This window comes from Leptospira borgpetersenii serovar Javanica, from assembly GCF_003046425.1.
Classification (GTDB): domain Bacteria; phylum Spirochaetota; class Leptospiria; order Leptospirales; family Leptospiraceae; genus Leptospira; species Leptospira borgpetersenii.
In genome coordinates, this window is record NZ_QAJG01000041.1 from 1 (window position 1) to 13,175 (window position 13,175).

The window sequence follows — 13,175 nt, forward strand, 5'->3', positions numbered from 1 at the left end:
AGTAAAAAGCCTCATTCTTGTCGGAACACTTGAAAAATATCAGTTTTTGATCCTTATGATCCCAAAAGCCTTCTTAATTTGTGGGTAACGTTATGGCAGCCTACGGCGTGGAATCTTTTTTTAAGAAGGCATCCGGCTACAAAGTCGTCGAACGCAAAGACGAGCCATCGGGTTCTTCCGTTTTAAGACGACTTCGGGTGGAACGAACTCCCGGCAAGGGAGAACAGAAAGTTTCGATTCTATTTCATGCTTATGCAGGAGACAAAATCGACGATGCGTTAAGCGACTTCTTAAACGCGAGCGCTGGAAACAGCGAATCGGATCTGATCATATGGGCGGGTCACGATCGACTGATGGATCGTTTACCTCCGAATTGGAAACGGTCTTCTCGTTCCCCGAAGCCCGCTGCGGTCTTAGCTTGCGAAAGCGAAAAATACTTCGGGCCAGTTTTGCGATCAATCGGTTCTACTTCCATCGTCTTAACGAGAACGTTTATGGCACCCGAAGCATATCTTATTCAAGCGTTAGTCGACACATCTGCAAAATCGGGAGTCAAAAACAAACGCGCGATTCGATCGGCCTTAGTCGATTCCTATGCAAAGTATCAACGCATTTCCAAACGCGCCGCAGAGACCGTATTTTCAAAATTGGATTGAACAAACGATCTTACGGCTTGGAACACAAGATACGCGAATCGAAAGAGATTTGCTTACTTAAAAATTTTCGGCGGGAATGTAGTAATACCGAATTCCGGCTTTTCGGAAATAATTCCGGATCCGATTGCCCTCTTCTCGAACTTCGCCACTGCCAAGAGGCTTCAGGCCTTTGCGGAAAGTTCCTTCGTTGATCTGAAATATTTCTCCTAACGTGTCATAACGATAGAATTCCAATCCGGCTTCCCTTTTGAGAACGAGAAGATTCATTGTGAGAAAGTTTTCGTTTCTGTATTCCTCTTCGGAAAGACCATAAACGAAAGAACTCGGAAAAATCCTATAAATCTCCCCTCTGTATTCGACGATGTTTTTCCTTCGATCCAAGTCCTTGAGAACGGTATAAGAAGATCGATCGGTGATAAAGTAAATCGTCCCACATCGAAAGGTAATATACTGATTTCCCTTTTGGGCCGTCGCGGACGGCAACACAATTCCGGAAGAAATCATATCTCCGGATGAATAATGATTTTCTGCGATCTTTCCGAGACGGTTTCTGAGGGACTCGTCCAAAAATTCTACGGAATCTGTCCGTTTCATCTTGTCGAGCTGATGAAAGATTTTATCGAATTCGTTTTTTTCGTAGCCTTTATTTTTTACAAACGTATCGAGTTGTTTTTTGAGGGTTTTGAGACGGATTTGAAAATAGGGAGAATCATTTTTTCCTGCGAGATTGAACATTTCTTCCCAAAGGGTTTCCAATTCCCGAATTTCATCCTTTTGGTCGAAGGTCTTTTTTTCAACCTCTTCCAATATGACTTCGAATTTACGTTTTAAATCGAAAAAGAATCTGGAATCTCTGACAGGGTCCATAGGCGCATTTTTAATATCGGACAATCGCAGTTTTTTTTCGAGAGTGAGAAACGTTTAAATTCTTCAAATAACAACGACCTATTTCTTACAGATTTTAATAACTTCCGGAAAAATCTTGATTCTAAATGCAGTTCCAACATTTCTTTTAGCTTGGCCAGCACTTCCTTTTCTCGAATTCCACCCTAGTTTATAATATAAATCGTTTTATGCCTCGTATAGAAAGCGCAAGATCGTTCAATTTTTTTTGGAGAAATAGAAATTCAGTTCGCGTGTTTTCTACTTTTAATCGAAAGTATGATTCCTATCGCGGTCATGGACATGATCAAATGCGATCCTCCGTAACTCATAAACGACAAAGGAATCCCCGTCACGGGCATAAGCCCGATCACAATACCTATGTTAATCGCCATGTGATAAAAAAGTAACGCGACGATTCCGGATGCAAGTAAAGATCCGAATCTATCCTTACTCTCGTAACTGATCTGTAAACCTCTGAGCGGAATCGAAAATAAAAAGAATAATAAAAATACGGACCCTAAAAACCCGGTCTGCTCGGCCCAAGAAGCGAAAATAAAATCGGTGCTCGATTCGGGGACGTGCGGGATTCTTCCTTCCGTCATCTCTGCATTCATCAAACCTTTTCCGAAAAATCTACCGGATCCGACCGCGGGTTTCGAAGCCCTGAGTTGATACCCGGCTCCTTGTTTGAATTCTTCCGGATTTAAAAACGCGGTTAATCGAATCACCTGGTTCTCTCTAAAGGGCACGATTTTCATCACTACAACCGCGGAGATCAAACTGATTCCCAAAATCCCCAAAGGTATATAATATCGTCTTAATGCTCTGCTTCCTCTGGCAATTCGGATTCCCACCATAACAAGACAAGCGATCAAAAAGATCGCTCCAAAAGTCAAAAGCAGAGTTTGATTGGAGAAAATCTTAAAGAAAAATCCTCCCTCCACTTCCACAACCTGATCCACCGCTTCCCGCAATGAGTTTAACGTTTTGGGAGTAAGATTGGCCGTCTTTACGTCTTTTCCGTCGAGCGCGAGCCATATCTTTCCACCGAGTCGATTAACCACGGATAAAAGATCCGTTTTTCCGGTCCTTTGTAAAAAGTCGGCGATGTCGTTTATCAAAGTCAGTCTAGAATATTCCACGAACATGGGAACCATGAGAGTAATTCCTCCGAACGCCAATAAGGATCCGATGTGAAGGATATCCGCTCCTCCGAAAAAGAGCATCGTAAACAAAATCGGCAGAAAAGATACCGCAGTTCCGAAATCGGGCTGCAGTAGAATAAATACCATCGGAACGATCACGATTACAAACGGAATCGAAAGAACAATTAAGTTCTTCATATCCTTTTCCTTTAAGACCATGAATTGACCCAATAAAATCACCGAGGACAACTTTGCAAACTCAGAGGTTTGAATCCCGATAGGTCCAATTTTGATCCAAGAGCGGGCCCCTCTTCCCGAAGGCAAATATCCGATTCCGGGAATTAACGTGATTATCAGTAAGAAAATTGTGAACACATAAATCACAAGCGCATAAGCACCTAACAACTGATAGTTGATCCTCGACACGAAATACATGATTACAAGTCCGATGACGAAATAAAACAGCTGGCGATACCATTTTCCGGGACCATCTTCGAAATTGACTTCCTGACTGTATAGGGTCATCACGCTACAAAGAACGACAATCACGACCGAAATCACTAAAAAGTAATCGATTCTCTCTATGGACTTATCTGGCTTCAAACGTTCCCTCCTGCCCCGTAGAAGGAGAAGAGGGCGTTATATCCTGTGATTTTTTGAACGTTCCCGGAGGAAACGCGGCATGAAACATTTCTCTCGCCACAGGAGCAGCTCCCGCCGCCCCTCCAACTCCGTACTCCACAAACACTACGACTAATACCTGTTCACTGACAGGTGCATTTGCGGGAGCATATCCCACAAACCATGCATGGTTGGATCCGGAAGAGCCTCTTCTTCTCGTCTGAGCTGTTCCCGTTTTTCCTGCGATATCCGGTAAGAACGGCTTGTTCAAAACGTACGCCGCAGTCCCACTTTTGATCACGAGCTTTAATCCTTCTTTAATCGCTTCTGCAGAAGACTGATTGATCGGAATATCTCTGAGTATTTGGGGTGTAGTTCTATTGATGATAGAGTTATCCACAGGATCCCGAATTTCACTCACCACATACGGCTGATAGATTTGCCCACGATTGAGAAGTCCCATATAAAATAATGCCATTCCCATCGGTGTAGTTGAGATAAACCCCTGCCCGATTGATAAATTGATCGTATCCCCGTCAAACCACTTGGTCCCGTACGTTCTTTTTTTCCACGCAGAAGATGGGACAAAACCCGTAATTTCTCCTGGAAGGTCCACTTTGGATTTGTCTTCTAATCCGAAAAGCCTGGAGTAGTTTAAAATCGCGTCGGAACCGAGTTTGTATCCAAGATTGTAAAAATATACCGAACAGGATTTCTGCAAAGCATGTGCAAGATCATTTATTCCGTGACCTCCCTTTTCCCAACAATTAAAAACCTGATCGGGAACGCCTGCAAACGTGGATTTTAATACAAAACTTCCATTGCAAGAAAACGTCGTCTCCGGAGTATATCCGATCTTGTGTTGACTTTCCAATGCCGCAAGCGCGACTAATGTTTTATAAGTGGAAGCCGGAGGAAACTTGGATTGGATCGCAAGATTTAAAAATCCTCCATTACTATTGACTCGGTTGTAGTGTGCGGTTCGATCCGCCTTATTTTTCCCGGAAAGTATATTCGGATCGTAACTCGGGTTGGAAACCATCGCCAAAATTTCTCCAGTGGAGACCTTGATCGCGATCGCAGTTCCCCTACTACCCTTGAGCGCTTTGTGAGCGGCAATCTGAATGTCTTTGTCGATCGTTAAGATCAAATTATTTCCGGGTGAAGAATGTTCCACAACGCGCTCTTCTTCTATGTTTCCTTCGGAACTTCTTTTTTGAATCCTAAATCCGTCCACTCCTCGAAGTTCGGAATCGTATTCGAGTTCGAGTCCGCTTTTTCCGAGGTATTGATACGATTTTATCTCCCCGGAAAGAAGATCTTCCCGAGTCGGTTTCCCGATATAACCGGTTACGTGTGCGAGGGCCGGGCCCATTTTGTAAATTCGCCTAGGAGAAGGCAGGAGAATAATGTATTTAGATATATTATCAAACGCTGATATTCTTTCCTGTTGCGCATGTGTAATTCCCTCCAAAAGAACGATCGGCTTTTTAGCCTTTAGGTTTCTCGAAAAACGAGGCTCGATCAGTTCGTTCTCGTAATAAGAGATCGGAATCGAAAGTGTCCGTGCAAATTCCTGAATAAACGCTTTTACGGAAGCGGGATCGTACTTGAACAAGGACGTGTTTAAGATCGCATCTAGGGAAGAATAATTCGAAACGAGAGCCATGGAAGTTTCCGGAGTGAGAAAATTACGATCGAACATCTGTCCCCTCGCGGCCGGCATGGTCTCGCTCTTTCTCACGAACTTTTCCGCTTTGAGCGCATTGCTCGTCCCGTTGAGAATCTGTAGATTGAATAATTGAAAGATAAACGCGGCGAGCGTAAACACCACAAGTCCGGAAAAGATATATAAACGAAGACGAAAACTTTTTTCAAGTCGGTATTCCGACGCAGACTGCGCTCCGCCGAACAACTTACGCGTCCCCCATGTGATCCAATTGATAGATCCAAGTTAGGGCATAAAAGAAGGCCGGGGCGATGAGCGCATTAAAAAACGAAGTGAAGAATAAGGAATAACTCATATTCTCATGAAAAAATAAGGAGAACAAATAATACGTGGCAACCCTCGTGACAAAGGTGATTAGAAGAGAATAGATCGTAATCGAAAAATAATTCTCATGATATGCGGAACGAGCAAATTTTCCGACAAGATACCCGATCAGACAAAAAGTCAAGGAATGAAGTCCGATCTTATATGTAACCACGTTTCCGATCGCAATTTCACCGCCGAGTCCACTATCCGTCAAAAGGCCTCCGAAAAATCCGATCCAGAGTCCGTAGAGCGCCCCCCTTCTCAAAGCGAAAAAAAGCACAAGAAGAATCATAAAGTCCGGTTTGATCGCCGAACCGATTTCGAAAAGATTCGAGCCATTTAAAAAGTGCGCGATTAAGATGCCGACTGCGATAACGAGTTTTTCTAAGATCATTACAAATCTTCCTCGTTCGGAACAGAAGTCGAAGGGCTCTTCGGTGCATTCGTTTGCGGCTGATTCCCGTTAGGCGGCAGAGGATTTTTCGTTTGATTTTCTTTCGAACGATCTTCTCCCGGAAAATTGAGCTCTCCGAAATAAGGATTTTCGATCGTAATATTCTGTCCTTCCGGCCAAGTTTCCAGCCACTTCTCCGGAAGTTTCAAAATGACCGTTACACTCTCAAGCATCTCAAATCGAACAAAAGGTTTAAGATAGGCGCTTTTGAAACTTCCGTTTCGTTGTCCTTCTTCCGTAATGATTCCTACCGGAATCCCAGTGGGAAATACCCCGCCGCCTCCGGAAGTATATACCGACTTACCAATCTTACTCAAAGACTCCGTATACTGAATCATCTCACTCGGTCCCATCGGATATTCCCCGAACACTCTCGGATCGATAATGATTCCGCTATCGATATAATTCAAAAGCGCTTCGGTTCCCCTTCCGGAGTTTCCCGAAAGATTGGCCCAAAGATTGGTATCCGGCATCGATACTCCCATGTTGAAGTTCGAATTGATGAGAGGTTGGACTACGGCCGATCCCCCGGTCACAGCAATCACTTTACCGACAAGCGCTTCTATGATTGCACCCTTTTGATCCACAGTTCTTGCAGTCACCGGCATGTAAGGTTTGATTCCGGAATCGGAACCCTTGTCGATGATGATGGTTCTATAAATGGAATTTAAACGAACGGATAAAACCTCCGCCTTGAGACTCGCATATTTTTGTCTGCTTTGAAAGCGAAGCTCCTTTCGGAGAAAATCATTTTCCCGATTCGCTTTTTCCAAGTCCTGCGGAAGTAGTTTATAATCTTCCATAACCGCAACGCAAGAATCCCTTTCCTTACGTATGGTCTCAAAAGATTCCAGCTTATTGTAAGCGCCTTTGAAGAATCCACCAAAAGAATCAATGGAGCCGGACACTACGTCTCCGACTCGTTGAAAGCTTGCGATTCCCCTGACGATTACGTTGCTTCGAAAAGTTAAGGAAAATACGGAGAACAGAATACAGAAAAGAAGAGAAAGAGTCTCCTTACTTCGACTGAGTTGAAACCATAACATCGAATCTTCTTCTGCTCCCGAATTCGTCCGAACAAAAATCGCTCGGAACGTTAGCTATTTCAACTAACTTCTTAACGTATACCAGGTTTGATATATTTCAACTCGTCTAGATACTTTCCGGTTCCAAGAACCACACATGTAAGCGGGTTTTCCGCACGGAAAACGGGCACTCCCGTTTCCTTAGAAAGATACATTTCCAACCCTCGGAGGAGACATCCTCCTCCCGTAAGTACGATTCCTCTTTCAACGATATCCGATGCAAGTTCAGGAGGTGTTCTTTCTAGGACACGTTTGATTCCATCTAAAATTTCATCGGTCGGTTCTTTGAGAGCCTTACGGATTTCGTTGGATTCCAATTCAAGCGTTCTGGGAAGTCCGGAAATTGCGTCCCGCCCACGAACTTCCATCGTTTCCGCCTTCTTTTCAGGATAAGCATTTCCGATCGTAAGTTTGATGTCTTCCGCGGTTCTTTCCCCGACGACCAGGTTGTATTGATTTCGGAGATACTTAATGATCGCTTCATCAAATTCATCTCCCCCGGTGCGGATGGATTCCGCAATTACCATCCCGCCAAGAGATATCACCGCAATTTCAGTCGTACCACCACCAATATCCACGATCATATTTCCTGCGGGTTCGTTGATCGGGATATTGGCTCCGATCGCGGCGGCAAGAGCTTCTTCAATCAGAAAAATTTCTCTCGCCCCAGCCTGCTCTGCGGATTCACGAACGGCCCGTCTCTCCACCTCGGTAATTCCGGACGGAACTCCGATTACGATTCTAGGTTTTACGAAAGTGGTACGGTTATGCACCTTTGCGATAAAATAACGGATCATTTTTTCGACGGTTTCGAAGTCCGCGATTACTCCATCTTTCATCGGACGGATCGCCACAATTTCACCCGGTGTCCGACCCAACATCCGCTTTGCTTCCTGCCCTACCGCGAGAACTTTACCGGTAGCCGCATGAACCGCGACAACGGAAGGTTCGGATAAAACGATCCCCTGTCCTTTTACATGTACCAGTGTATTTGCCGTCCCTAGATCGATTCCCATATCGTTGGAAAACAGGGCGTAGAGGTTATCAAAGATCATTTCATGTACCTTTCAACCGCGGAGGTTTTTTATCTTTATTATCTGTTTAAAACGGAAAATTCTTCAGAACTTTCTTCATTGGACAGGTTTCAATAATTTCAACGCTTAGGTTCCCGGCAACCTCAAAACAAAAAAATCAGAAAACAAATTAGGCTGGATTCATTTCAGCGGAGAAACATTTTGTTCCATCATGGTTCAGGAAAAACCTCTCGCAGCCATAGATCTCGGCACCAATTCATTCCACATGATCATCGTTCGAGTTAGAACGAACGGAACCTTCGAAGCCATCGCAAGAGAAAAAGAATCGGTTCGCTTAGGTAACAGGTTACAAGAAAACGGTCCGATCGACTCGGATTCTTTTCGAAGAGGAATCGATTGCCTCAAACGATTTAAAATTCTCGCGGAAAACGCCGGTGCGGAAATCAGAGCCGTCGCCACAAGCGCGTTACGAGAAGCTTCCAATCGGGAAGAATTCTTAGAAGTTGTATACCAAGAAACGGGCATATCCATCGACGTAGTAAGCGGTTATGAAGAAGCCCGTTTGATCTATTTCGGAATCCTCCAAGGAATTCCCGTTTTCGATCGAAAGATCATGATGATCGACATCGGTGGAGGAAGTACGGAAATACTCGTCGGCCACAGAGGCAACATTCTATTCTCTAAAAGTTTTAAACTGGGAGCGATTCGACTCACAGAAAAATTCTTTCAGGAAGAACCTCTTTCCAACTCCGGTATCCGAAAGTGCAGACTCTTTATAGAAGAAATGCTTCTTCCCTTTCGAAAGATTCTCAGAGATTTAAAACCGGATTTGGTCGTGGGTTCGTCCGGCACCATCCAAGCGATTGCCGGAATGATTCTTGCGTCAAGAGGTGAAAGTGAAGAAATCTCATTGAATAACTTTTCCTTTCTGACCTCGGAATTTAAGAAAATCCGAAACCTAATTTTGGAAGCAGACACATATAGAAAAAGAACCAAGATTCCCGGACTCGATAGCAAACGAGCCGACATCATTATCGGAGGAACTCTTATCCTGGAAGAGATTTTCGATCTGGCAAACGTTCCCGCTTTGACGGTTTCCGAGTTCGCCCTCCGAGAAGGAATCGTTTACGATACCATTCGCAAATGGGAACATTTTGAAAGTAGGGAACACTCCAAACATCTGGACGCAATTCGACAAACCTCGGTGGATAACTTCATGCGAGCCTTTTCTAGAGACGAAGAATATTCCAAACATGTCGCCAATTTGAGTCTTCAGATCTTCGATCAACTGGCAAGTATGCATAAACTCGGTCAAGAACAGAGAGAACTTTTGGAAGCAGCTTCTCTTCTTCACGAAATCGGTCAATCCATCTCTCATTCCGCATATCACAAACACAGTTATTATATGATTCGAAATTCGGAAATGCTCTTAGGATTTACCTTTTTGGAGATCGAAATCATCGCTCTCACCGCTCGTTATCATAGAAAAAATACTCCGAAACTGAAACATCGGGAGTTCAACAAACTCGCGGAGAAAAATCGGAACCTGGTCTGTCAGCTTTCCGCGATCTTAAGAATCAGCTCGGCGCTGAATCGTAACCGAGGCGGACTGGTTCCTTCGGTAACTTGTAAGACGGAAAAAAATCAGATCCATTTTGTCTTACACACAAACAAGGGTTACGATCCTTCTTTGGAAATCTGGGCGGCGGAAGAACAAAAAATCGCGTTTGAAGAAACCTTTGGCTATTCGGTGGAATTTGTAACAGGAAATTAAAGACAAAATAAGTCGTTCCGCTTTTCTAATATTCGTTTTATTTAACGTGAATTCGGCGTAAGAATCCATGATTCATTTTTCTAAAAACAAGTTGGGTTTGAACTTTGTAAATCTATTCTTAAATGCGGAAAAATACCACAAATCACGATTTTACGAACAAATTCTAAAATTGTAGGAACTACTACTTTAGAAAATTCTTTCTCATTTTCAAACGTCGAACTCACGTTAATTTAAGATTTTTATTTAGAGTCTGTCCCAAAACGTAGGAACAATTGCAGCGATCCGCGAGGATTCCGATAAGATCGAATGGTTTTGGGACACGCTCTTAGAAATATGCAATTTTTATGATAAATAAAAACTTTTCTCACTCCTCTGAATCGCGCACCCTTACCGGAGGAAAAAGATTTTTTACTTAAGATTATTGGTAAAGATGATCCAAAATCGATCGGTCTCAAATCCTTTGATTCTATCTTGATTCAAGAACTTCGGACGGTTATATGGGTTCGATTCGATTTATATACGATCCGAATGAAGAAACAAATCGTCAATTTGGTCGAAAATGGAAAGAGGTTCAATTTTACGACGAAGATGGGATTTTAGTTCTTGCATCGATCCTTCTGGACAACAAAGGACTGGCTTTTGAATTGGAAATTTGGAAAACTGATTTTAATCCCTGCTACATTTTCCTAAAAAAGAGGACATCCCAATCGCTCAATCACAAAATAAACACAATAAAAATAGAATATTCTAAAATTTAAATGCCATCAGTAAAACATTCCAATTCTTTTAAGTCTTTTTTATTTACAAAGTATTTCAAAAATAGACTTTTTAAAAACTTTTCATCCATTCCAATCAAAACTCCCATAGATCAATCGTTTCGTCTTCGGCTATTTGGCGCGTGCGCAAGCGAACCGAAGTATCGATTCCTAATTTTTCGAAACTTTGCTTAAGAATGTTTTCGTCTCCAATTTTCCGGAAGAAGACAGCGCCGTAACCGAGTATCGAATAGAATCAAAATTTAAGGTTATCGTTTCAATAGGACGATCTCCTCCTCCCCCTACGCTTACACTCGTGACCATTGCATTGACCATCTGAACTTCCAAAGCTTTGTAAGTGAAGGATCCGTTCTTACTTCTTTGGTAGTAGGTTAGGACTACTTCCGGAATCATTCCTCCACGCGCACATTTTTCCAACAAATATGCTGAATATAAATCTAAATACTTCGTCACCGTATAGTCTTGATAGACAGGTCGGGCTAGGTCCTTCTGTCATAATCGGCATAGCTACTCCATGGTTATAAGAAAGGACTTCAAATTGCATCTTATCTCCTTCTTTTAAGATGGAAGAATCCGTAATTTTCAGAATGATCTTATTGACGAGGTCTATTTCTTCCGCATTTAAAGGAAGGATCAGCAAGGACGTAATTAAAAAACAAACAACCTTTAACATATCATATTCTCCAAAAAAATATCCATGAATTCTTATGGAATCCCTCGAACATTTTTGAGAATGTCCGTTTAGCAATCCGATTGAAACGGTAATTACCGCTATTGATCCGTTTTTTTTGCAATCAAAAGATATATTTTTCATCGGTAAAAATTCAATTCCTGAAACGAACTCAAAGTTATTCCAAGTTACTTAAAAGTAGTACTAAAATTAACGAACAATTTTGCAAAGAGGCAAAATCCTCAAAAACCGTTGTAATTCGGAATTGTTTTTTTTGAAGAAGAGCACACATTTTAACTTTTGAAACAAGTTCATCATAGTATTATCTTCATACGCTTCAATAGTAAGATCCGGGTATTTATGGACAAAGCATAATACTAAGCTCTGCGATTTAGTTCCTGTGCACTGAATTCACAAAGATAGTTACAATCTTCTAAAAGCAGGTTCTGATATTATGCTGCGTATAATTTACGGAAACAAATTTCTTACCAAAGACGGCCTGCCGTCATCGTAACAAAACGTTGGAGTTCAAACAAATCACTTGGTTTAAAAAATCTTCTTTAAAAAGAAAACCTAAATGAAATCTTGGTCGATTCAAGAATCGTCGATAACTACAACGGACATACATTTTTAAAACTATACTCCGGGAAACTATTCTCAATGGTTCGAGGAACCTTCAAACACGAAAGCAATATTTAAAAAGTAGGATTTTATAATATGGACTTAGAACAAATCATGAGAGAATTAAAAAAAATGGGAACACCGTCTGTCAAAAAGATATTCGTCAATCACGGAGCAAAAGAACCACTTTTTGGAGTCAAAGTAGGAGACTTAAAAAAGATCCAAAAGAAAATCAAAAAGAACAACGAACTTTCCCTGAAACTTTATAAAACGGGAAATGCGGACGCAATGTATCTTGCAGGACTCGTAGCCGACGAAAAACAAATCCAAAAAAAAGATCTGCAGTTTTGGGCCAATAATGCAACTTCTCCAATGATCAGCGAATGCACCGTAGCATGGATCGCGGCGGAAAGTAAATACGGTTGGGAACTCGCGAGAGAATGGATCGAATCCGAAAAGGAAAGCATCGCTTCCTCCGGATGGAGTACGTTTTCCAGTTTGTTGTCGATCGTTCCGAATGATCAAATCGAGTCGAAAGAAATTTCCAAGTTACTCAAAAGAGCAGAGTCCAAAATTCATAAATCCCAGAACCGAGTAAAATATTGTATGAACGGTTTTGTAATCGCGGTCGGAGGTTTCTATCCGGAACTTACCGAGGAAGCTTTGCAAACTGCAAAAAAGATCGGCATAGTAGAAGTGATAATGGGCAAAACGGCCTGCAAAGTCCCGAAAGCCCCCGAATATATCCTAAAGATGCGTAAAATGGGAAAAATCGGAAACAAAAAAAAGACGGCTCGTTGTTAAACGAAGAACTTTTTAAAATCGTCAAAGCCAATCGATGAACCTTGCAACTAGATCTTTCTGATAAAGCAGAAAAATCCAGCTGAAACGTTTTTTACAAAAGCGTTTCAGCTATGAAATTTACAAGTAATTCGATTCGCCCAAACTTCTTATATCGAATTCACATTATTTCGGATAATCAAAATAGAAACTTATGGACGATTTCAATCTATTGTCATGTCAAAGACTCGAAACAATCAATATCGCTAAAAAATGATATTCGATTTTCATCAAAGGAATTTAAAAATTCATCGTAGTGATTGAAAAGGAAAGCCCTCTACATCGGAAAAATCAATTTCAGAAGAAGTCAATCTGAACGGGAAAGATAGGCGATTCTTCCGCGATTTTGATTATGATCTTTTAAAAATCGTAAAAACAGAAATGAATACTTGAATGGAAAAAACTTCGATTCGGATAGTAAAAACACCAAATCCGTATATTTATTCCCTAGAAAAATAGATATCGGTCAGCCAAGAGTTATATACCATAACGTTACCCACAAATTAAGAAGGCTTTTGGGATCATAAGGATCAAAAACTGATATTTTTCAAGTGTTCCGACAAGAATGAGGCTTTTTAC

At 41.8% G+C, this 13,175-nt stretch carries 9 protein-coding genes and 2 pseudogenes; 4 read left to right on the top strand and 7 right to left on the bottom strand.

The window, feature by feature from the left end; all coding sequences use genetic code 11:
* Positions 1-92 precede the first annotated feature (92 nt).
* Positions 93-656 carry a hypothetical protein gene (locus CLV95_RS17885; protein ID WP_002724545.1) on the top strand — a complete coding sequence of 188 codons (564 nt, stop codon included), beginning with the start codon at positions 93-95 and terminating at the stop codon, positions 654-656.
* 57 nt (positions 657-713) lie between these two features.
* On the opposite strand, the gene CLV95_RS17890 is transcribed toward CLV95_RS17885, so the two are convergent.
* The 6 genes from CLV95_RS17890 to CLV95_RS17915 form a co-directional block, all read right to left on the bottom strand.
* Entirely contained in the window at positions 714-1,523 is an 810-nt protein-coding gene (locus CLV95_RS17890) for a hypothetical protein (protein WP_026054108.1), read from the bottom strand.
* A gap of 260 nt (positions 1,524-1,783) precedes the next feature.
* Positions 1,784-3,289: a rod shape-determining protein RodA gene (rodA, locus tag CLV95_RS17895; protein WP_002734435.1), complete on the bottom strand. Its 1,506-nt coding sequence runs from the start codon at positions 3,287-3,289 to the stop codon at positions 1,784-1,786.
* Positions 3,276-5,222, bottom strand: coding sequence for a penicillin-binding protein 2 (mrdA, locus tag CLV95_RS17900; protein WP_002724551.1), 1,947 nt, complete (start codon positions 5,220-5,222; stop codon positions 3,276-3,278). Before mrdA ends, rodA begins: the two co-directional genes overlap by 14 nt.
* A 1-nt stretch (position 5,223) precedes the next feature.
* Positions 5,224-5,736: a rod shape-determining protein MreD gene (mreD, locus tag CLV95_RS17905; RefSeq protein ID WP_002724635.1), complete on the bottom strand. Its 513-nt coding sequence runs from the start codon at positions 5,734-5,736 to the stop codon at positions 5,224-5,226.
* The gene (gene mreC, locus CLV95_RS17910) at positions 5,736-6,842 is read right to left on the bottom strand and encodes a rod shape-determining protein MreC (RefSeq protein ID WP_002724631.1); all 1,107 of its coding nucleotides are present in this window, start codon (positions 6,840-6,842) and stop codon (positions 5,736-5,738) included. Before mreC ends, mreD begins: the two co-directional genes overlap by 1 nt.
* A 71-nt stretch (positions 6,843-6,913) precedes the next feature.
* Positions 6,914-7,936 carry a rod shape-determining protein gene (locus tag CLV95_RS17915; protein WP_002724608.1) on the bottom strand — a complete coding sequence of 341 codons (1,023 nt, stop codon included), beginning with the start codon at positions 7,934-7,936 and terminating at the stop codon, positions 6,914-6,916.
* A 190-nt stretch (positions 7,937-8,126) separates the two neighbouring features.
* Between CLV95_RS17915 and CLV95_RS17920 the strand changes: the two genes are divergently transcribed.
* A complete protein-coding gene (locus tag CLV95_RS17920; RefSeq protein ID WP_002734462.1) occupies positions 8,127-9,689 on the top strand; it encodes a Ppx/GppA phosphatase family protein in 1,563 nt (520 codons plus the stop codon).
* 344 nt (positions 9,690-10,033) lie between these two features.
* Positions 10,034-10,440, top strand: a pseudogene (locus tag CLV95_RS19960) (DUF6984 family protein).
* 175 nt (positions 10,441-10,615) lie between these two features.
* Here CLV95_RS19960 and CLV95_RS17930 read toward each other — a convergent pair.
* Positions 10,616-11,138: pseudogene (locus tag CLV95_RS17930) on the bottom strand (Hcp family type VI secretion system effector).
* A gap of 714 nt (positions 11,139-11,852) precedes the next feature.
* On the opposite strand from CLV95_RS17930, the gene CLV95_RS17940 reads away from it, so the two are divergent.
* Positions 11,853-12,560, top strand: coding sequence for a DNA alkylation repair protein (locus tag CLV95_RS17940; RefSeq protein WP_002722459.1), 708 nt, complete (start codon positions 11,853-11,855; stop codon positions 12,558-12,560).
* Positions 12,561-13,175: the final 615 nt, after the last annotated feature.

Excerpts from the sequence above, each read along its gene's own strand:
- CLV95_RS17890 (WP_026054108.1), bottom strand. The coding sequence starts at position 1,523 with ATGGACCCTGTCAGAGATTCCAGATTCTTTTTCGATTTAAAACGTAAA.
- CLV95_RS17915 (WP_002724608.1), bottom strand. The coding sequence starts at position 7,936 with ATGATCTTTGATAACCTCTACGCCCTGTTTTCCAACGATATGGGAATC.
- mreC (WP_002724631.1), bottom strand. The coding sequence starts at position 6,842 with ATGTTATGGTTTCAACTCAGTCGAAGTAAGGAGACTCTTTCTCTTCTT.
- CLV95_RS17920 (WP_002734462.1), top strand. The coding sequence starts at position 8,127 with ATGGTTCAGGAAAAACCTCTCGCAGCCATAGATCTCGGCACCAATTCA.
- mreD (WP_002724635.1), bottom strand. The coding sequence starts at position 5,736 with ATGATCTTAGAAAAACTCGTTATCGCAGTCGGCATCTTAATCGCGCAC.
- CLV95_RS17940 (WP_002722459.1), top strand. The coding sequence starts at position 11,853 with ATGGACTTAGAACAAATCATGAGAGAATTAAAAAAAATGGGAACACCG.
- CLV95_RS17885 (WP_002724545.1), top strand. The coding sequence starts at position 93 with ATGGCAGCCTACGGCGTGGAATCTTTTTTTAAGAAGGCATCCGGCTAC.